The organism is Dermacoccus sp. MPR-E5 (assembly GCF_058809565.1).
The window spans coordinates 55,703-75,960 of the sequence record NZ_JBXASS010000001.1; the positions used below are offsets into that span (position 1 = coordinate 55,703).

Consider the following 20,258-nt stretch of genomic DNA (forward strand, 5'->3'; position numbering starts at 1 on the left):
AGACGAGAGGGAGCCTGATGAGCGCCGCACCCAGCGCCGCAACGCCCGAGGAGACGCCGCTGGCGCTGTCGAGCATCGAGGACGCGCTCGAGCAACTGCGGCTCGGACGGCCGGTGCTCGTCGCCGACGACGAGAACCGCGAGAACGAGGCCGACATCGTCATGTCCGGCGCGACGATGACGCGCGAGTGGATGGCGTGGGCGATCCGGCACAGCTCCGGGGTCATCTGCGCGCCGATGCCGGACGCGATCGCCGACCGCCTCCTGCTGCCCCCAATGGTGTCGCGCAACGAGGATCCGAAGGGCACCGCCTACACGATCTCCGTCGACGCGAAGGACGGCGTGCACACCGGCATCTCCGCAGCCGACCGCGCGCTGACGCTGCGGTTGCTCGCCGACCCGAGCACCGAGCCGAGCGCGCTGACGCGCCCCGGGCACGTCTTCCCGCTGCGCGCCAAGCCGGGCGGCGTCCTCGAGCGCGACGGGCACACCGAGGCCTCCGTCGACCTGTGCCGCCTCGCCGGGCTCGAACCGGTCGCGATGATCGTCGAACTCGTCCACGACGACGGCGCGATGATGCGGCTGCCCGGCGCGATCGAGCTGGCGCAGCGCGAGGGCCTCGCCGTCATCACGATCGAGCAGCTCATCGCGTGGCGGCGCCGCCACGACCGCGTCGAACGCGTCGCGAGCGCCGACCTGCCGACGCAGGTCGGAACGTTCCGCGTGGAGGCCTACGCCGATCGGGAGAACGGCGCCGAGCACCTCGCGCTCGTCGCGGCGACCGACGGTGATGACGCGCCGCTCGTGCGCGTCCACTCCGAATGCCTGACGGGCGACGCGCTCGGCTCGCTGCGCTGCGACTGCGGCCCGCAGCTCGCCGAGGCGCAGCGGCTCGTCGCGCGTGAGGGCGGCGTCGTCGTCTACCTGCGCGGGCAGGAGGGCCGAGGCGTCGGCCTGCTCAACAAGATCCGCGCGTACGCCCAGCAGGACGCCGGCGCCGACACCGTCGACGCGCAGACGAACCTGGGGTTGCCGATCGAGGCGCGCGAATACGGCGCCGCCGCAGCTATTCTGCGCGACCTCGGCAACGAACGGGTGCGGCTGCTGACGAACAACCCGGCCAAGGTACGCGAGCTCGTCGAGCACGGGATCGACGTCGTCGAGACGGTGCCGCTCATCGCGGGGCGCACCGCCCAGAACGCCTCCTACCTGCGCACCAAGCGCGAGCGCATGGGGCACACGTTCGACGCGTGAACCACGCGTCGCATCGGAACCACCTGCCCGGCACACCACCCGCACGCACGAACCACCACTGCAGATCGATCGAAGGAGAACATCATGAGCGGCCACGGAGCCCCCACCCTCAGCACGGACGCGGCGGGCCTGCGCGTCGCCGTCGTCGCGGCGAGCTGGCACGAGCAGGTCATGAACGGCCTCATCGACGGCGCCCGCCGCGGCCTCGCCGACGCCGGCGTGCGTGACGACGACGTGACGCTCGTGCGCGTGCCCGGCACGTTCGAGCTGACGGCGGCCTGCGCGCGCCTCGCGCCGCACTTCGACGTCCTCGTCGCGCTCGGCGTCGTCATTCGCGGTGGCACTCCGCACTTCGACTACGTCTGCAGCGCCGCGACGGACGGGCTGACGCAGATCGGCGTCACGACCGGCAAGGCGATCGGTTTCGGCGTCCTCACGTGCGACACCGACGCCCAGGCGCTCGATCGTGCGGGCCTCGAGGGTTCGAGCGAGGACAAGGGTCACGAGGCGGGGACGGCGGCCGTCGTCACGGAGATGACGTTGCGCTCGCTGCAGCTTCCGGCCGCGACGCTGTGAGCGGCGCGACGCCGGGCGCGGTCGGCCCGGCGCGAACGCAGCCGGTAGCCTTGGGCACCGTGAAGAGCTTTGAGCAACTGTGGGAAGAACTGAGCGAGAAGGCGGCCACGCGCCCCGAAGGGTCGGGCACCGTCGCCCAGCTCGACGCGGGCGTCCACTTCATCGGCAAGAAGATCGTCGAGGAGGCCGCCGAGGTGTGGATGGCCGCCGAGCACGAGGGCAACGCCGCCGCCGCCGAGGAGATCAGCCAGTTGCTGTACCACCTGCAGGTGCTCATGCTCGAGCGCGGCATCACGCTCGACGACGTCTACTCCCACCTGTGATCGAAGGGTCCTCCATGCTGCGCGTTGCCGTGCCCAACAAGGGCGCCCTGTCCGAATCCGCCGCGTCGATGCTCAAGGAAGCGGGCTACCGCGGGCGTCGCGAGTCGAAGGAACTCGTCGTCGTCGACCGCGACAACGACGTCGAGTTCTTCTTCCTGCGTCCCAAGGACATCGCCGTCTACGTCGGCTCGGGCACCCTCGACCTCGGCATCACCGGGCGTGACCTGCTGCTCGATTCCGGCTCGAGCGCCGTCGAACACCTGCAGCTCGGCTTCGGGGGTTCGACGTTCCGCTACGCCGGCCGACCGGGTGTCGCGACGTCCGTCAGCGAGCTGGTGGGGCGCCGCATCGCGACGTCGTTCGCCGGCCTCGTGCGGGCCGATCTCGCCAAGAACGGCGTCGAGGCCGAGGTCGTACGTCTCGACGGCGCCGTCGAGACGGCCGTGACGCTCGGCGTCGCCGACGTCATCGCCGACGTCGTCGAGACCGGCACGACGCTGCGCAACGCGGGCCTCGAGGTCTTCGGCGAGCCGATCCTCACGAGTGAGGCCGTTCTCATCCGCCCCGACGCGCGTGAAGTCGGTGACGCCGCACTGACGCTCGTGCGTCGCCTCGAAGGTGTCCTCACGGCCCGCAACTTCGTCATGATGGACTATGACATCGAAGCTTCCCTCGTCGAACGCGCCGCGGCGCTGACGCCGGGGCTCGAGTCGCCGACCGTCTCGCCGCTGCACGACCCGAACAAGGTCGCGGTGCGCGCGATGGTCAACCGCAAGGTCATCAACCACGTGATGGACGAGCTGTACGCGCTCGGCGCGCGCGCCATCCTCGTCACCGACATCGCAGCCTGCCGCCTGTAGTCGAGCCCGCGAGGAGCAATCATGAGTGACGTCGACGCCTACCGTCCCTTCGTCCCGCGACGCGGGCGGGCGATGGCGTTCACCGCGGCGGCGCTGTCCGTCGTCGTGTTCGGCATCGTCGCGTTCGTCCTCGTGCCCGGTGGCGGTGCGACGGGGTGGACGACGATGGACAAGTGGTCGCTGTTCTTCCTCGGGTGTGCCATCGGCTGGATGCTGTCGCGCTGGGGGCTCGTCAAGGCAGTGCCGAACGAGCGCGGCCTCAAGGTGCGCAACCTCATCCTCACGCGTGAGATCGAGTGGGCCGAGATCCTCGGCGTCCAGTTCGGCGGCGGGCGGGCCTGGGCGACGCTCGACCTCGCCGACACCGAGCAGCTCGCCGTCATGGCCATCCAGCGTGCTGACGGCCCGTCGGCCGAGGCGGAGGCCTCGCGCCTCGCGGCCCTCGTCGAGGTCGCTCGTCAGCGTGCCGCGGCCGCGGCGGGCGCGCACGACTGACGCTCGTTCAGCCCCGAATGGGGTCGTCCGGCACGGGAACGAGCGCGTCGGGGCGCGGTGGGTGCGCCGCGAACCAGGCGTCCTCCTGCAACTCCCACGCGAGCCAGTAGGGCACGAACGTCTCGCCGTCGCGCTCCAGTGCGCGCCGTCTGCGCGTCTCGCGCTCGGCCTCCAGCCACAGGGCGGCGTGGGCGAGCGAACGTCCGACCCAGGTCGCGCCGACGCCTTCTACGATGAGCGGACGATCGGGTGTGACGGTGACGCGTCCTCGCGCCGCCGTGCCCGGCCAGTGGGTCGGCAGGTAGGTGCTCGCGTTGTGGCGTGACCACTGCTCGGCGATGTGACGGGCCCGCACGAGCCCCGCCGACAGCCCGTCCCAGTCGCGGTACAGATCGTCGAGGTGGACGATCTGGGCGTCCACGTGACGATCGTGCAGAGCGCCGGCGAGCTGCGTCTTGCCCGAGCCGGAGCGGCCGTCGATCGTGACGAGCCAGCGCGGGCGCGTCATCCGCGCCTCGACGTGCGCGAGGGCGTCGTCGTATTCGACGTGCGGCACGCACGCGAGGGCGGCGGCCTCGGGACGCACGGGGGCCGAGAGCGAGCCGGCGCGTGCGTCATCCACGGATCAAACCTATCGGCGCCGCGTCCGCCGTGGCCTCTAATCTGGTGCCATGACTGTTGCCGTGCGTGTCATCCCGTGCCTCGACGTCGACGCCGGCCGCGTCGTCAAGGGCGTCAACTTCGAGAACCTGCGCGACGCGGGCGACCCCGTCGAGCTCGCCGCGAAGTACGGCGCCCAGGGCGCCGACGAGTTGACGTTCCTCGACGTGACGGCGAGCTCCTCGGATCGTTCGACGACGTACGACGTCGTCTCGCGCACCGCGGAGCAGGTCTTCATCCCGCTGACGGTAGGGGGAGGCGTGCGCACGGTCGACGACGTCGACCGGTTGCTGCGCGCCGGCGCCGACAAGGTCGGCATCAACACGGGCGCCATCGCCCGCCCCGCGGTCATCGGGGAGATCGCCGACCGGTTCGGCGCGCAGGTGCTCGTCCTGTCGGCCGACGTGCGCCGCGTCGATGGCCACTACGTCGTGACGACGCACGGTGGGCGTCGCGCGAGCGACCTCGACGCCGTCGAATGGTGTGCTCGCGCGGAGGCGCTGGGCGCGGGGGAGATTCTGCTCAACTCGATGGACGCCGACGGCACGAAGGCCGGCTTCGACCTAGACCTCGTCGACGCGGTGCGCCGCGAGGTCAGCGTCCCGCTCATCGCGAGCGGCGGCGCGGGCGCCGTCGAGCACTTCGAGCCGGCCGTCGCGCACGGCGCTGACGCGGTGCTCGCCGCGTCGGTGTTCCACTACGGCGAGCTGACGATCGGTGACGTCAAGGGTGCCCTTGCGGCGGCGGGGCACCCGGTGCGCTGACGCTCCGTCGTGCGCTGACGCTCAGATGCCGCGCGGTTCGGCGACGAACCGGTTGATGTCGTCGGGCTCGCCCTCGAACTCGACGAAGCTCATCCGCCCGGCCAGGTGCAGCAGCACCTCGCTCGGCTGGCCGGCGACGATGAACTCGCCGATCGGCTCCGACGGCGAGTTGAGCGCCAGCGGCGCGTGCCCCGGGCACAGCGCCGCGACGCGCATCGCCGCGCGGCGCAGCGTCATCCGTGCGGCCGTGGGCAATGCGTCGTAGAGCGCGTTCTGCAGGTCGGCGCCCAGCACGCGGACGCCGTCCTGGTCGGCGGCCGGCAGCTGAGCGCGCAGGATGTCCTCGTGGTGGATGAAGTACTCCTGCAGGTTCGCGTGCGCATCGACGGCGGGGATGCGGAACGGCGAGAACTCGTGCGGACCCTTGCGCACCATGTCGACGAGATCCTCGAACGGGCGCAACGCGTAGCGCTCCCGGGTGCGTTCGGACGCGTCGCGCACCTGGGGCACGAGGATACCGAGGGCCTCCGGGCGGCGCTCACGCATCGCGAGGTGTGCCATGAGATCCCTGACATTCCAGCCGACGCACAGCGTCGGCGCGTCCGGGCCGAGGCGCAGGGCGGTGTCGCACAGGGCATGACGTTCGGCTTGGGCATACTTGCGCATGCCGCAATGTTGTCACCTGCGCGAATGCGCGAGCAAAGGAACCCCACGTGACCTCAGCCGACCTGGCCCCTGACGCCTCACCTGTGCGCGTGGCCGCCGCCGGCGCCCGCGAGCAGTGGCGAGCGTTCGCGCCCGCCGTCATCGGCGCGACGGCATACGGCATGCTCACCGTCCTCACCGCCCGCGTCATCGGCCACCTCGTCGCGGACGTCGTCACGCCGGCGGTGCGCGATCGTCACCTGGACGGTGCGATGGTCTGGCAGATCGTGTGGCAGCTCGGCGGCGTCGTCGCGCTCAACGCGGCCGCCGTCATCCTGCGCCGCATCGCGGCGGGCGTGGCGTACAACAACCTCATCGCCTCGACGCGGCGGCAGGTGACGCGCGCCTACCAGCTGCTGCCCATGCGCTGGCACCTCGCGCACCCGTCGGGTCAGCTGCTGTCGCACGCGAACTCGGACGTCGAGGCGATCTGGAACATCTTCCAGCCGCTGCCGATGGCGCTCGGCGTCGCCGTCATGCTGGCGTTCGGGTTCGTCTCGATCTTCCTCGTCGACGTGTGGCTCGGCGTCGTCGCGCTCGTCGTGTTCCCGCTGCTCATCGTCATCAACTACTGGTTCCAGGTCGTCATGCGCGCCCGCGTGGAAGCGTCTCAGGCCGCGCGAGCGCGCGTCAGCGCCGTCGCGGACGAGAGCTTCGACGGCGCACTCGTCGTCAAGGCGCTCGGGCGAGCGGATGCGGAGGTGTCCCGGTTCGGTGACGCCGCGGGCGAGCTGCGCGACGCCAACGTCAGGCTCGGACGCACCGAGGGCATCTTCGACCCGATGACGAACGCGCTGCCGACGATCGGTTCGCTGCTCGTGGTCCTCGTCGGCGCCGAGCGGGTCGCGTCAGGCGCGATCACGGCGGCCGACGTCGTCGAGGTGGCGTACCTGTTCAACCTGCTCGCATGGCCGGTGCGTGCGTTCGGCTGGATCCTGTTCAGCCTGCCGCAGGTCGCGATCGGGTGGAAGCGCGTCAAGCCGATCCTCGACGAGGCGGGCTCGACCGTGGTGCCCGCGCGCACGCTGGAGCTACCCGGTGGGCCGATCGGCGTCGAGGTCGAGCACGTGACGTTCCGTCACGACGCGCGGCCGGCGGTGGGGGCTGATGCTGGGAGCGAGTCGGAGGACGGTTCCGACGTGGCCGAGGGCCTTCAGGAGCGGCGCGCAGCGTTGACCGACGTGACGCTGCGCGTGCCCGCGGGCGGATCCCTTGCCGTCGTCGGGGCGACGGGTGCCGGCAAGACGACGCTCGCGCAGGTCATCGCGGGGCTGACGACGCCCGATTCGGGCAGCGTTCTCTATGACGGCGTGCCCGCCGCGCATGCCGTGGCACGCGAGGAGCGGGTGGCCCTCGCGACGCAGGAAGCGTTCGTGTTCAACGAGTCGACGCGTGAGAACGTCGCGCTGGGGCGCGCCGGTGTGGATGCGGGGGCTATCGATGCGGCGCTCGGTGTCGCGCACGCCAAGGGGTTCGTCGCGGCGCTGCCGGAGGGGGAGGACACTTCGCTCGGCGAGCGCGGATCGCGGCTCTCTGGCGGTCAGCGTCAGCGCGTGGCGCTCGCGCGCGTGCTCGCGGGACGCCCCGGGCTCGTCGTGCTCGACGATGCGACGAGTGCCATCGACCCCGCGGTCGAAGGGCAGATCCTCACGTCCCTCGCGGAGGCGACGGACGGCTGCACAAGCGTCATCATCGCGCACCGCCGCTCGAGCATCCTGCTCGCCGACGAGGTCGCGTTCCTCGACGCCGGGCGCGTCGTCGCTCAAGGCACGCACGAAGAACTCATGGCGACGCAGCCGGCTTATGCGCTGTTGCTCACGGCGTACGAGACGCAGGACTCTTCAGCGTCCGGGGACGAGTCTGAGGGCGAGGGCCAAGGCGACTCAGACCGCGGCGCATCGGACGGGGCGACATCGGCTCCGCCTCATGCGGGGTCGGACGAGGCGCCCGCGGGGCAGGGGATCGCAGGGCAGACGGGGGTGTTCCACGAATCGGGTGAAGCGGACGAACGCGGCGCGTTGGGAGCCGTGACCGCGGCACCCGAAGCGTCGGTCGTCGATGCCGTCCGCGAGGAAGACGAGGCGCGATGAAGCGGCGCTCGACAACCGCCACGGAGACAGCCGCCACGGCGCAGGCGGCCGGCGCGACTCCCGTCGTCAGTGATCGCGGCACCCTGCGGCGCGGCCTGCAGCTCGCACCCGAGATGACGCGTGGGCTCGGGTGGACGCTGCTGCTCGCTCTCGTCGCGACGACGAGCAACGTCATCGTCCCCATGACGATCCAGCGCGCGATCGATGACGGCATCCTCGCGCCGGGCGGCATCGACCTCGGTGTCGTGCGCTGGACGTGTGCGCTCGCGGTGGTCGGCGTCGTCGTCGCCGGGCTGTGCTCGTACGTGATGAACGTGCGGCTGTTCAAGGCGTCGGAGGCGGGTCTCGCGACGTTGCGCGTCAAGGCGTTCGCGCACGTGCACGCGCTGTCGACGTTGACGCTCAACGCGTCGCGGCGCGGTTCGATGGTCTCGCGCGTGACGAGTGACGTCGACCAGATCTCGATGTTCGTGCAGCGCGGCGGCATGATGCTCATCGTCTCGATCGGGCAGTTGCTCGTCGCGACGGCCCTGATGCTGTGGTACTCGCCGCTGCTGACGGCCGTCGTGTGGGCGACGTTCGTGCCGCTCGTGTTCCTGCTGCGGCACTTCCAGCGCGTCGTCGGGCGCGCGTACGGCGTCGTGCGTGAGCGCGTCGCGGACATGCTCAGTGCGATCTCGGAGTCGGTCGCGGGTGCCGCGACTGTGCGGTTGTTCGGGGTGCAGGAGCGCACGCAGGCGCGTATGGACGAGACGATCGAACGTCAGCGTCGTGCGGCCATCAGCGCGCAGATCCGCGCGGTCGGTGCGTTCGTGTCGGGGCAGGGCATCTCGGGGCTCGCGCTCGTCCTCGTGCTCGCCGTCGGCGCGTGGCAGGGGGCGCACGGGCGGATGAGCGTCGGTGAGATCACGGCGTTCGTGTTCCTGACGAACCTGTTCACGCAGCCGGTGCAGACGGCGACGGAGGTGCTCAACGACCTGCAGAACGCGCTCGCCGGGTGGCGTCGCATCATCGAGGTGCTCGACACGCCACTCGAGGTCGAGCCGCCCACCGAGCCGGTGACGTTGCCGCGAGGGCCCGTCGGGGTCGAATTCAATGACGTGACGTTCGCGTATCGCGCGGGCGACAAGCCCGCTATCGTCGGGCTGACGGCGTCGGTGGCCGCAGGTCGTCGTGTCGCCGTCGTCGGTGAGACCGGTTCGGGCAAGAGCACGCTCGCGAAGTTGCTGACACGACTCGTCGATCCGTCCGACGGTGTCGTGCGTCTCGGAGGCGTCGATCTGCGCGACCTCTACGACGCGTCGCTACGCGCGTCCGTCGCGTACCTGCCGCAGGAAGGGTTCTTGTTCGACGGCACGATCGCCGACAACGTGCGCTTCGCGCGCCCCGACCTGTCGAATGAGGACGTCGCCGCCGCGTTCGACGCCATCGGCTGCGGCGCGTGGTTAGCGGGGCAGCCCGCCGGAGTGCTGACGCAGGTCGGCGCTCGCGGCGGGCGGTTGAGTGCGGGGGAGCGGCAGCTCGTGGCGCTTGCGCGCACGTACGTCGCGGGCCCTGACGTGCTCGTGCTCGACGAGGCGACCTCCAGCGTCGATCCCACGACGGACGTCGCCGTGGGTCGAGCGCTCGATCAGTTGATGACCGGCCGCACGAGCGTCGTCATCGCGCACCGCCTCGCGAGCGCCGAGAGTGCCGACGAGGTGTGGGTCATGGACGCAGGGCGCCTCGTGCAGCGAGGCGCGCACACGGCGCTTGTCGCCGCCGACGGGCCCTATGCGCGCCTGCACGCCGGCTGGGTGGCGTCGCACGCGCATTGACGTCTGGGCCATGGCGATCTGTGCCGAGTGGCCCGAGCGCCGGGCGCCCGATGGCGGGTAACTCACACGGAGGCAGGTTGCTACTCGCCATCGCGTGAGTTACCCGCCATCCTGCTCGGCGCTCGCTGATTCGTCATCGCCTCGGCTCGTCGCCGAGTTGCCTCCCGGAAGATGGTTGGCCGGCAGGGGGCCTCGGTCGAAGTCCGATGTGAGCCACCTCTCGAGTGATTCGTCGGGGAAGGTTGGCGGTGACCGGCCGGTGACGGCGGGGTCTGCCGCGGCGGAGGTGATCCGGTCGAGGCGGAAAACGCGCCAGTCGCGACGGTGCAGGTCATGGCGGAGGAGGTACCAGCGGCCCTCGCGGATGAAGCAGATGAGCGGATGCACCTGTCGATCGCAGACACGGCCGTCGCCGTCGGAATGGCGAAGTGCACGATGCCACGTTGGGCGGCTGTGTCAACGAGCAGACCGTGCAGGCGCGCGTCGACAGGCTCGAGCCCACTCGTCAGCACGTTGGTCGCCGTCGCGGTCGCGACGGCTCGTCGACGCAGCGACCCCGGCAGCAGGCGTTCGAGCTTGGCGCGCACGACTGTGGCGTCCGTCGCCCCGGCGGTGTCTCCTTCGAGACCTGCCCCCTCGAGCACGAGCAGGGCCGTGACGAGGGTGGACACCTCGTCGGCGTCGAGTACGAGGGGCGGGATCGTGACGCCCGAGTCCAGGCGGTAGCCGCCGCCGGGACCGGGCGTGACCGCACGCTGTAACCGAGGCTGCGCAAGCTAGCGACACCGCGTCGGACGGATCGCGGCCCCGTGGCAAGACGCATGGCGAGATCAGCCACGGAGCACCATCGGCCCGTCTGGAGCAGACCCAACGATTCGAGGGTACGCGACGAAGGACTCGTGACGGGCTTGTGGGACATGCGTTCATTGTCGTGCGAGATGAGGACCGGAACCGTCTGCATCTGGTCCTAGCGTCATTCCACGAGGGCGCGGGCACACCGCCGCTCAGGAAAGGGTGATCGATGCGCATCGCCATCACGACACCCAATGGAAACGTGGGTCGCCACCTGATTCGTATGCTCGTCCGAGTCGGGGTACGGCCCGTGCTCTTGGCACGGCATCCCGCGCAGATCGCGCGGGAACTGCGCCCCCTCGTCGACATCGTCGAGGCGGATTCGCTGGACCGCGACGAGGTCGTCGCCGCGACTCGCGGGATTGATGCCGTGTACTGGGTGAATCCGAGCCCGATGACCGCTGATCCGCTCGCTGAGCATGCTCGGGCGAGCGAGGCAATCGTGGGTGCCGTCCGCGCGAACGGCATCAGGCGCGTCGTGTTCCACAGCAGCGTGGGGGCAGAGAAGCGCCACTGTGTGGGAGGGATCGACGGCCTTGCCGCGACGGAGTTGTCGCTCGACGCGCTCGACGTCGACGTCACGCACCTGCGGTGCGGTTATTTCTTCTCCAACCTCACCCGGCACCTGGCGGCGATCCGCCAGGGCGAAATCGACACGGTGCTCCGGGTTGATCACGCATTCAGCTGGGTGGCGCCGCGTGACGTCGCCGAGATGGCGGCACTCTGCCTCCTTGACGAGGGGTGGCAGGCGCGTCATGTCCGAGCGGTTCACGGGTCGCGGGATCTCTCGTGGCGCGACGTCACGCGCATTCTCTTCGACCACGTGGGAAATGCGGTGGCGGCGCGCCAGATCAGCGATGCGGCGTGATGTCCCGCTACCTGGGGCCGGGCTCGCCCGTGGTCTCGCGCAGGCGTTACTGGGGATGAGCACCGGAATCCGCGATGATTTCCGTCCCGAGCAGGGGCGGACCCCCGCCACCACGACGCCGACGCAGCTCGCGGGCTGGGTGTACGACGAGCTGCTGCCGATCATGGGTGCGTGACGATCGGGTTGGGCAGTCGCGTTTGAGGATCAGCGTTGGAAGCGCCGCCGGCGCCCGCGCGGGCGTGGTCAGTGAGAGCCGGCTCAATGGATCTTTCATGTGACGGAGCCTACCCCTATTCGAACATGTGTGCGATAATTGGGTCATGGAAACGCTAGAGATGACGGACGCGGCGAACATCGTCGCGCGTCTCTCTGAGCTGCCCGGTGAGGCTGTCCTGGCCGTTTGGGGCGAGCTGACGACGCGGGTCGCAGAGGAGGTTCTCACCGATCCGGCATCGCTCGTTCCGCTCACCGATGGAGGCGCGAGCCTGGACGGTCGGTTGGACGCCCTGATGAGTCACCGTCGCCACCTTGAACGCGCTGCGGCGCTCACACAACGTGTTGCACGCAGCGCCGAAGCGGTCACGCACATGCTGGCCTCCGAACACCATGACAGTGTGCGTCGCCACGACGTCCTCAGCGGCGAGGCGATGGGTGAGGGCGCGTCCGACGATTCTCGGGCCTACGACGTCGAGGCCGGCGAGTTCGCGGCCTCAGCGCTCGGCGGCGCACTCGGGCTGACGGCGCCCGCCGCCCGGGCGATGGCGGCGGGGGCTTCGACGCTGCGTGCGCGCCATCCCGGCCTGCTGGCGGCCTCGGCACGCGGAGACGGCTCCGTGCGGGTGGCGGCGATGCTGGCGGGGGAGCTCGCGCACCTCGAGGCGGACGCTGCGCGCTCCGTGGCACAGATGCTCATCGACAGCGGAGATCATCGACGCGCTCACCAGGCGGCGCGGCAGGCGTGCCGCAAGACCCTGCGTCGGCTCGGTCTCACTCGCCCTGCCGACGAGGTCGAGGTGGAGTCGACGCGCGGGGTGTGGTTCGAGCCGCACCTCGAGTTCGAGTCGCTGTGCACGATGACAGCCGTTCTCGACACCTACGACGCCACGGCCATCCAGGCCGTGATGGAGGAACGTGCGCGGCGCCTGCAGGAAAACTCTGCCCCCGGCGCTCGGCTTTTCGTCGGCGCAGCGCGGGCTGACGCGCTCACCGACCTCATCCTCGAGAACTGCACCGTGACGGCCACGCTGAACCTGCAGGTGCCGATCATCGCGCGACCTCCCGACCCGTCGAGATCCGCCGTCGCGGGGCTCCTCGACCCGCCGAGATCCACGGGCGTCCCGGACGCGGAGGACGTGTCCGACCTGCTTGACGCGAGGGTCCCTCGGCCCGCCATTGGAGTGCCGCCGGGTCATTCCCCGGCGTCGCCCGCAACGTCGTCGATGGTCCTGGGTGCCTGTGGCGTGCGCGGCGTCGGTGTTCTTTCTGCTGGCGTCGTCGCCCGCCTCGCCGCTACGGCTGGTGTGGGATTCACGGCGACGCTCGCGTCGCACCACGGGTGTGGTCGCATCACGACGCTGGCCACCACGACGGCTGCTCACCGCCCAAGTGTCGGCATCGCCAAGCTCGTGCGGGAGCGCGACGGCGTGTGCCGCTTCCCGTTCTGCGAAACGGCCGCCTCGCGGTGCGACCTCGACCACGTCATGCCGTTCGACCAGGGCGGGCCGACGAGCGCGACCAACCTGCAGGCGCTGTGTCGTCACCATCACCGCGCCAAGACCCACGGGGGCTTCCGCGTGAGGATGACGCCCGACGGCGTCTGCACGTGGCTGTCGCCCTCCGGTGCCCGCTGGGTCACCGAACCCGGCGGCATCACACACGCCGACGCCGTTCGCGCCGCCTGACGGCCCTCGCGGCCCTGCGGCCCCGGCTGCCTGCCGAACCCTGATCTCACGTGCTCCGCGCTCTCGGTGCGCCGCCGCTCAATCCTGGTCTGGCGAGGTCTGTGCCCGCTACCTACTGCTCGAACCTGGTCTGACGGCGCAGTCATTCCCCGGCCACAACCCGCGGCCCATTTCATGTCCCGGGCGCGTTCACTTTCCCGGGCGCAGCATCATCGACACGGCGGCACCACGCACGCCGGCGCCACACCTGTTCGCGCGGCCTGACGACTCGGTGACGCCCGCCTCCACCTCGCCAGTCGTGTCGGCGACACCGCGTCCGAACCCTCGCTCGGATGCCTGGGTGAGATCACGCTGAGGGAGAACTCCACCCGTTCATGCGACGTCAGCGTGGGATAAGGCCGCGCTGGATCCCCGCCGTCATCCGCCGTGCGCGGGTGCGGGGTCAGGCGCAGCTGCGTCCCCGTCGCGATCCGCGATGCGCGGGAGCGTGAGGTCAGGCGGCGTTGGGGCCCGCAGTGATCCGCGAGGTGCCAGCGCGAGACACCGCGACGGGTTGTCAGGGCCACTTGGCACAATGGCCCCCATGTCTTCGCCCGAGCCTTCATCGCCGCTCAGCCCTGACGTCGCGCAGCGCCTCAAGCGCGACGACGCGGGTCTCGTCGCCGCGATCATCCAGGACGACACGAACGGTGACGTGCTCATGCTCGGCTGGATGGACGACGAGGCGCTGCGCCGCACGCTGAGCGAGGGGCGCGTGACGTTCTGGTCGCGCAGCCGCGGCGAGTACTGGCGCAAGGGCGACACGTCGGGTCACGCGCAGTACGTGCGCAGCGTCGCTCTCGACTGCGACGGCGACGCGTTGCTCGTCCGCGTCGACCAGGTCGGCGCCGCATGCCACACCGGCGAACGCAGCTGCTTCTTCACCGACCTCGACGCCGCCGTCTGCAGTGATGGCGCGATCGCGTCCACCGGAACCGACGCTGACGCAGCTACCACGGCGCCCACCGGAACCGACGCTGCGGACGCAGCCACGACAACGTCAACCCCAACCGTCGCCGCAGACGTACCCGCCACCATGCCCACCCCCAGGAGCAACGCATGACTGCCGCAGCCGAGCCGGAGACGAGCCTCGCCGCCGACCTCACCTGGGGCGCGACGTGGCCGAGCGTCGAGTTGTTCGAGCACCTCGCGGGTGGGCGTCGCGTCATCCCCGTCGTGCGCAAGCTGCTCGCCGACGCGGAGACACCCATCGGCATCTACCGCAAGCTGGCGCGCGACGAGCCGGGCACGTTCCTGCTGGAATCGGCGGAGCACGGCGGCGTGTGGTCGCGCTACTCGTTCATCGGCGCCGCGAGCCGCGCGACGCTCACCGAGCGTGACGGCGACGTCGTCTGGCTCGGCGACGTGCCGACGGGGCTGCCGACGACAGGCCTGGCGGTCGATGCCCTACGCGCGTCCCTGCAGGCACTTCACACCGAACGCATCGCCGGCCTGCCGCCGCTGACGAGCGGTTTCGTCGGCGCGATCGGCTACGACGCGGTGCGTCGCTGGGAGAAGATCGGCAACCACGCCGACGACGTCCTCGCGATCCCCGAAGTCACGATGTTGCTCGCCACGGATCTCGCCGTCATGGACCATCAGGACGGCTCGCTCCTGCTCGTCGCCAATGCCGTCAACTTCGACGGCCTCGAACCCGGCGCGCGCGCCGCGTACGACGACGCCGTCGCCCGCCTCGACGCGATGCAGACCCGCCTCGTCGAACCGGCGGCTTCGACGGTGGCGATCCCGCACGAGCGCGCCCAGGACGTGCGCAGCAGCCACACGCGCGAGCAGTTCCACGACATGGTCGAGTCGTGCAAGGAGGACATCCGCGCGGGCGAGGCTTTCCAGATCGTCGTCAGCCAGCGATTCAGCGTCGACACGCACGCCGACGCGCTCGATGTCTACCGCGCCCTGCGCGCGAGCAACCCCAGCCCCTACATGTATCTGCTCCGCCTGCCGCACCCTGACGGCGGCGCGTACGACGTCGTCGGCAGCTCGCCGGAGGCGCTCGTCAAGGTGACAGGCGAACGCGTCATCACGCACCCGATCGCCGGTTCGCGCCCGCGCGGCAAGACCCCGGAACACGATCAGGAGCTCGCCGACGACCTGCTGGCCGACCCCAAGGAACGCAGCGAGCACCTCATGCTCGTCGACCTGTCGCGCAACGACCTGCAGCGCGTCTGTCGCGCGGGCACCGTCGAGACGGTCGAGTTCATGAACATCCGCAACTACAGCCACGTCATCCACCTCGAGTCGACCGTCATCGGCGCACGCCGTGACGACGTCACCGCCTACGACGTGCTCGAGGCGGCGTTTCCCGCGGGCACCCTCTCGGGCGCGCCGAAACCACGCGCGATGCAGATCATCGAATCGCGCGAGGGCACCCGTCGGGGCATCTACGGCGGCGTCATCGGCTACTTCGACCTCGCGGGCGACGCCGACGCCGCCATCGCCATCCGCACCGCCGTGCTCAAGGACGGTGTCGCGCACGTCCAGGCGGGCGCCGGCGTCGTCGCCGACTCGGTGCCGGAGAGCGAATACCAGGAGACGATCAACAAGGCCGCCGCGGCGTTACGCGCCGTCGCGACGGCCGACGGCATGACGGGAATCGCATGAGCACCTTCACGACGAAACGCAGCGTCATCCTGCTCAGCCTCATCGCGGCCGTCCTCGCCGCGATCGTCTCGGGGCGCACGTGGATCAACGGCTCCCTCAACGATGGCGTCATCGCGAGCAGCAAGGTCGACGTCACGGGCAACCAGGCGGTGCCCGGCTACTTCGGCATCGCCCTCGTCGCCGTCGCAGGCGTCCTTGCCGCCGCGACGGCCGGCCGCATCGCGCGTTGGCCCGCCGCGCTCGTCTCGCTCATCGCCTCGGTCGCGCTGCTCGTCGTCACGCTGCTGACGCTGGGCGACCCGGCCTCGGCGGTCAAGACGCGGATGACGTCCGTCACCGGCCACAACGGTGAGGCCGTCGCGCGCGGCACGTTCACGCCATGGTTCTGGGCCGCGGTGTTCGCCGGCCTGCTCAGCGTCGCCGCGTCCCTGCTGGCGCTGCTCGGCGTGCGCCGCTGGGCGGGGCTGTCGAGCCGCTACGACGCGCCGACGGAGACCAAGGCGCCGACCACGCACGAGAGCGACTGGGATCTCATGAACCGCGGCATCGACCCGACGGACACCGAGACCGCCCCCGGCTCGCACGAGCCGGACGGGCCTGACACAATGACCCAGAACAGTTCATCAACGCGCGTGACGGAGACGTCGGCTGCGCAGCACGGCTCCAAGGAGAAATGACGATGTCCGGAGACAGCCCGTACCTCGACCACGGCCACAGCCCCGCCGCCTGGACGGGCGTCGGCATCTGCATGGTCGGTTCGCTCCTCATCGCGTTCGGCGTGTACTTCGGCAACGAACTGCTCGACATCATCGGCGCGGTCCTCGTCGTCGGCGGCGGCGTCGTCGGGTGGCTCATGGGCAAGGCGAACCGCCGCAGCGCTGCCGCGCACGGCTCGATGGACTCCGAGCGCAAGCCCGCCTGATCCGCGCCGCGGCCTGACGGGCCCGGCGCGCGCCGTGACCACACGCTGGAACCGGCGGCGCCGTGCCCTGTCACGCTGATTGGATTCGACCGTGACCACTGTTCTCGACTCGATCATCGCCGGGGTGCGAGACGACCTCGCCGAGCGCGTGCGCGCGCGCAGCCTCGCCGACGTCACGCGTGACGCCGACGCCGCACCGCCCGCACGCGACGCGCTCGCCGCGTTCCACGCCGCCCGCGACGCGCGGCGCATCGCCGTCATCTCCGAGGTGAAGCGCTCCAGCCCGAGCAAGGGCGCGCTCGCGCAGATCCCCGATCCGGCCGCGCTCGCCGCGCAGTACGCCGACGGGGGCGCGACCGCGATCTCGGTGCTCACCGAGCAGCGCCGGTTCGGCGGGTCGCTCTCCGATCTCGACGCCGTGCGCGCCGCCGTCGACATCCCGGTGCTGCGCAAGGACTTCATGGTCGAGCCGTACCAGTTCTTCGAGGCCCGCGCCCATGGCGCCGACCTCGTCCTCCTCATCGTCGCCGCCCTCGACGACGCGCAGCTGCGCGACTTCGCGGCTCTTACGCGCGAACTCGGGATGACGGCGCTCGTCGAGGTTCACGACGCCGCCGAGGCGGAACGGGCACTTGCCGTCGAAGCGCAGCTGCTCGGCGTCAACGCCCGCAACCTCAAGACGCTCGACGTCCACCCCGAGGTGTTCGGCCCGATCGCCGCGACGCTGTCGGCGCACGTCGTCAAGGTCGCCGAGTCGGGCATCTCCGGGCCCGCCGATGCCGCCCGCTACGCCCGCGAGGGCGCACAGGCGCTGCTCATCGGCGAGGCACTCGTCAAGAACGGCGACCCCCAGCAGGGGCTTGCCGACATCATCACCGCGTGCGCGGACGCCACGAACGCGTCAGCCGTCGAAGGGACGCCCGCATGACCGACCCCACCCCGCTCGGCGAACCGCGCCACGACGGTCTCGCGCCGCACGGCCTCGGGCGCTTCGGCGACTACGGCGGACGCTACGTCCCCGAGGCCCTCGTCGCCGCGCTCGAAGAGCTCGACGAGCAACGCCAGAAGGCGATGGTGGACGATGAGTTTCGCCACGAACTCGCCGAACTGCACCGCACATACACGGGCCGTCCGAGCCCGATCACCGAGGTCAAGCGCTTCGCCGAGCACTGCGGCGGCGCGCGCGTCTTCCTCAAGCGCGAGGATCTCAACCACACCGGCTCGCACAAGATCAACAACGTCCTCGGCCAGGCGCTGCTGGCCAAGCGCATGGGCAAGACGCGCGTCATCGCGGAGACGGGTGCCGGCCAGCACGGCGTTGCCACCGCGACGGCCGCGGCGCTCATGGGCCTCGAGTGCGTCGTCTACATGGGCAAGGTCGACACCGAGCGTCAGGCCCTCAACGTCGCACGCATGCAGCTGCTCGGCGCAAGCGTCGTGCCCGTCGAGCACGGCAGCCAGACGCTCAAGGACGCCGTCAACGAGGCGTTCCGCGACTGGGTCGCCAACGTCGACACGACGCACTACGTGCTCGGCACGGTGACGGGCCCCTACCCGTTCCCCGAGATGGTGCGCGACTTCCACAAGCTCATCGGTGAGGAGGCCCGCGAGCAGATCCTCGCCGAGGCCGGGCGCCTGCCCGACGCAGTCTGCGCCTGCGTCGGCGGCGGCTCGAACGCGATGGGTATCTTTCACCGCTTCATCGGTGACGACGGCGTTCGCCTCGTCGGCCTCGAGGGCGGCGGCGAGGGCATCGCGAGCGGCAAGCATGCGTCGCGCTTCAGCGGCCAGGGCACGCCGGGCGTCCTGCACGGTGCGTACACCTACGTCATCCAGGACGAGGAGGGCCAGACGATCGAGACGCACTCGGTGTCCGCGGGCCTCGACTACCCGAGCGTCGGTCCGGAGCACAGCTACCTCAAGGACATCGGTCGCGCCGAGTACCACCCGATCACCGACGTCGAGGCGATGGAGGCGTTCCGGCTGCTGTCACAGACCGAGGGCATCCTGCCGGCCATCGAGTCGGCGCACGCCCTCGCGGGCGCGATGAAGGTCGGCGCCGAGCTGGGCGAGGACGGGCTGATCCTCGTCAGCCTCTCCGGGCGCGGCGACAAGGACGTGCACACCGCCGCCCGCTGGTTCGGGCTCATCGATGAAGACGAGACCGTCGTCAGCGGCGAGGACGAGGAGACGAAGCTGTGAGCACCCCCATCCCGCTGGACGCCGTCTTCGCCGCCACCCGTGACGAAGGACGCGCCGCCCTCGTCGGCTACCTTCCCGCAGGCTTCCCGAGCGTCGCGGATTCGATCCGCGCCGCGCAGGTCATGGTCGAGAACGGTTGCGACATCGTCGAGGTCGGCCTGCCGTACACCGATCCGCTCATGGACGGCCCCGTCATCCAGAGCGCCGCGACGCAGGCTCTCGCGGGCGGTGTGCACACCGCGGACGTCTTCCGCGTCGTGCGGGCCGTCACCGACGCCGGTGGCGCGGCCGTCGTCATGACGTACTGGAACCCGGTGCTGCGCTACGGCATCCGCCGTTTCGCGGAGGAGTTGAAGGCCGCCGGGGGAGCCGGCCTCATCACCCCCGACCTCGTGCCCGACGAGGCCGACGAGTGGATCGCCGTCGCCGACGAGCTCGGCCTCGCGAAGATCTTCCTCGTCGCGCCCAGTTCGACGCCCGCCCGCGTCGCGGCGACGACGGCGAACTGCTCGGGCTTCGTCTACGCGGCGTCCGTCATGGGCGTCACGGGTGCGCGCACGAGCGTCGGCGACGCCGCGAAGGGTCTCGTCGAGCGGACGAAGGCCGCCACCGACCTGCCCGTCTGCGTCGGCCTCGGCGTCTCGACGGCGGAACAGGCGCGCGAGATCGGCCGATACGCCGACGGTGTCATCGTCGGTTCCGCGCTCGTCAAGACGCTGCTCGACACCGACCCCGAACGCGGCCTGGCGGCCCTCGCCGAGGCCACGAAGGAACTGAGCGACGGAGTACGACGTTGAGCACCAGCATGGACACGAGCACGACCAAGCCCACCGCCGAGCGCTCGAACCGCTGGCCGTGGATCGCCCTCGTGCTGCGCCTCGTGCTCGCCGGCGTCTTCCTCTATGCAGGCCTGCCGAAGCTCACGCACCTCGACGCCTCGCGCCGCTCGGTGCGCGCATACGACCTGTTCTCCTACGACGTCGCGAACGTCATCGGCACGATCCTGCCGCTGGCGGAGGTGGCGCTCGGCGTCATCCTGCTCGTCGGCCTGTTCACCCGCTTCGCGGCGATCATCTCCGCGCTGCTGCTCGTCATCTTCATCGCGGGCATCGCCTCGGCGTGGGCGCGCGGCATCTCGATCGACTGTGGGTGCTTCTCCGAGGGCGGGGCGGTTGCCGCGAGCCAGACGAAGTATCCGCAGGAGATCGGCCGCGACATCGTCTTTCTCATCCTCGCCGGGCTGCTCGCCTGGCGCCCGCGCAGCCGCTTCAGCGCCGACGGGGCGCTGTGGGGCTGAACGATCTTCGTGACT

General features: G+C 70.6%; 20 protein-coding genes and 1 pseudogene. 18 read left to right on the forward strand and 3 right to left on the reverse strand.

Annotated elements, in window-relative coordinates; genetic code table 11:
• The first annotated feature begins 17 nt into the window (after positions 1-17).
• The 5 genes from ribA to AC1RS9_RS00260 all read left to right on the forward strand — a co-directional run bounded on the left by ribA (position 18) and on the right by AC1RS9_RS00260 (position 3,507).
• On the forward strand, positions 18-1,253 hold the full coding sequence (gene ribA / locus AC1RS9_RS00240; RefSeq protein ID WP_492920116.1) for a GTP cyclohydrolase II: 1,236 nt from the start codon (positions 18-20) through the stop codon (positions 1,251-1,253).
• Positions 1,254-1,337: 84 nt separating this feature from the next.
• Positions 1,338-1,829, forward strand: coding sequence for a 6,7-dimethyl-8-ribityllumazine synthase (gene ribH, locus AC1RS9_RS00245; RefSeq protein ID WP_354944698.1), 492 nt, complete (start codon positions 1,338-1,340; stop codon positions 1,827-1,829).
• A 59-nt stretch (positions 1,830-1,888) separates the two neighbouring features.
• Positions 1,889-2,152, forward strand: a complete 264-nt coding sequence (locus AC1RS9_RS00250) for a phosphoribosyl-ATP diphosphatase (protein ID WP_354944696.1) — start codon at positions 1,889-1,891, stop codon at positions 2,150-2,152.
• 14 nt (positions 2,153-2,166) lie between these two features.
• On the forward strand, positions 2,167-3,012 hold the full coding sequence (hisG, locus tag AC1RS9_RS00255) for an ATP phosphoribosyltransferase (RefSeq protein ID WP_006943808.1): 846 nt from the start codon (positions 2,167-2,169) through the stop codon (positions 3,010-3,012).
• A gap of 21 nt (positions 3,013-3,033) precedes the next feature.
• Complete coding sequence (locus AC1RS9_RS00260; protein ID WP_006943810.1) at positions 3,034-3,507, forward strand: PH domain-containing protein; 474 nt, start codon at positions 3,034-3,036, stop codon at positions 3,505-3,507.
• A gap of 7 nt (positions 3,508-3,514) precedes the next feature.
• Here AC1RS9_RS00260 and AC1RS9_RS00265 read toward each other — a convergent pair whose 3' ends face one another.
• Positions 3,515-4,129: an AAA family ATPase gene (locus AC1RS9_RS00265; protein WP_083607117.1), complete on the reverse strand. Its 615-nt coding sequence runs from the start codon at positions 4,127-4,129 to the stop codon at positions 3,515-3,517.
• A 49-nt stretch (positions 4,130-4,178) separates the two neighbouring features.
• Here AC1RS9_RS00265 and hisF point away from each other — a divergent pair, with 49 nt between their 5' ends.
• A complete protein-coding gene (gene hisF / locus AC1RS9_RS00270; RefSeq protein ID WP_006943747.1) occupies positions 4,179-4,931 on the forward strand; it encodes an imidazole glycerol phosphate synthase subunit HisF in 753 nt (250 codons plus the stop codon).
• Between the two features lie 21 nt (positions 4,932-4,952).
• Here hisF and AC1RS9_RS00275 read toward each other — a convergent pair whose 3' ends face one another.
• Entirely contained in the window at positions 4,953-5,597 is a 645-nt protein-coding gene (locus AC1RS9_RS00275) for a TIGR03085 family metal-binding protein (protein WP_492920120.1), read from the reverse strand.
• Between the two features lie 47 nt (positions 5,598-5,644).
• On the opposite strand from AC1RS9_RS00275, the gene AC1RS9_RS00280 reads away from it, so the two are divergent.
• A complete protein-coding gene (locus AC1RS9_RS00280) occupies positions 5,645-7,726 on the forward strand; it encodes an ABC transporter ATP-binding protein (protein WP_473957594.1) in 2,082 nt (693 codons plus the stop codon).
• Entirely contained in the window at positions 7,723-9,543 is a 1,821-nt protein-coding gene (locus AC1RS9_RS00285) for an ABC transporter ATP-binding protein (RefSeq protein WP_259877965.1), read from the forward strand. The genes AC1RS9_RS00280 and AC1RS9_RS00285 overlap by 4 nt, the downstream gene beginning before the upstream one ends.
• 99 nt (positions 9,544-9,642) lie before the next feature.
• Here AC1RS9_RS00285 and AC1RS9_RS00290 read toward each other — a convergent pair whose 3' ends face one another.
• Positions 9,643-9,930, reverse strand: a complete 288-nt coding sequence (locus AC1RS9_RS00290; RefSeq protein ID WP_050786432.1) for a WYL domain-containing protein — start codon at positions 9,928-9,930, stop codon at positions 9,643-9,645.
• 634 nt (positions 9,931-10,564) lie between these two features.
• Here AC1RS9_RS00290 and AC1RS9_RS00295 point away from each other — a divergent pair.
• From AC1RS9_RS00295 to AC1RS9_RS00340, 10 genes and pseudogenes are all read left to right on the forward strand, one after another.
• On the forward strand, positions 10,565-11,263 hold the full coding sequence (locus tag AC1RS9_RS00295) for an SDR family oxidoreductase (RefSeq protein ID WP_006943784.1): 699 nt from the start codon (positions 10,565-10,567) through the stop codon (positions 11,261-11,263).
• Between the two features lie 320 nt (positions 11,264-11,583).
• Positions 11,584-13,164: an HNH endonuclease signature motif containing protein gene (locus tag AC1RS9_RS00300; protein WP_082740820.1), complete on the forward strand. Its 1,581-nt coding sequence runs from the start codon at positions 11,584-11,586 to the stop codon at positions 13,162-13,164.
• Positions 13,165-13,738: 574 nt separating this feature from the next.
• Positions 13,739-14,101 (forward strand): annotated as a pseudogene (gene hisI, locus AC1RS9_RS00305) (phosphoribosyl-AMP cyclohydrolase); the annotation flags it as partial.
• A gap of 161 nt (positions 14,102-14,262) precedes the next feature.
• Positions 14,263-15,822, forward strand: coding sequence for an anthranilate synthase component I (locus tag AC1RS9_RS00310; protein ID WP_131941104.1), 1,560 nt, complete (start codon positions 14,263-14,265; stop codon positions 15,820-15,822).
• Entirely contained in the window at positions 15,819-16,499 is a 681-nt protein-coding gene (locus tag AC1RS9_RS00315; protein WP_062258168.1) for a Trp biosynthesis-associated membrane protein, read from the forward strand. Before AC1RS9_RS00310 ends, AC1RS9_RS00315 begins: the two co-directional genes overlap by 4 nt.
• Before the next feature lie 2 nt (positions 16,500-16,501).
• Positions 16,502-16,744, forward strand: coding sequence for an HGxxPAAW family protein (locus AC1RS9_RS00320; RefSeq protein WP_136788427.1), 243 nt, complete (start codon positions 16,502-16,504; stop codon positions 16,742-16,744).
• A 91-nt stretch (positions 16,745-16,835) separates the two neighbouring features.
• Complete coding sequence (trpC, locus tag AC1RS9_RS00325) at positions 16,836-17,672, forward strand: indole-3-glycerol phosphate synthase TrpC (RefSeq protein WP_492920124.1); 837 nt, start codon at positions 16,836-16,838, stop codon at positions 17,670-17,672.
• Complete coding sequence (gene trpB, locus AC1RS9_RS00330) at positions 17,669-18,946, forward strand: tryptophan synthase subunit beta (protein WP_062258175.1); 1,278 nt, start codon at positions 17,669-17,671, stop codon at positions 18,944-18,946. Before trpC ends, trpB begins: the two co-directional genes overlap by 4 nt.
• Complete coding sequence (trpA, locus tag AC1RS9_RS00335; protein WP_006943817.1) at positions 18,943-19,743, forward strand: tryptophan synthase subunit alpha; 801 nt, start codon at positions 18,943-18,945, stop codon at positions 19,741-19,743. Before trpB ends, trpA begins: the two co-directional genes overlap by 4 nt.
• A complete protein-coding gene (locus AC1RS9_RS00340) occupies positions 19,740-20,243 on the forward strand; it encodes a MauE/DoxX family redox-associated membrane protein (RefSeq protein ID WP_231729550.1) in 504 nt (167 codons plus the stop codon). Before trpA ends, AC1RS9_RS00340 begins: the two co-directional genes overlap by 4 nt.
• Positions 20,244-20,258 lie beyond the last annotated feature (15 nt).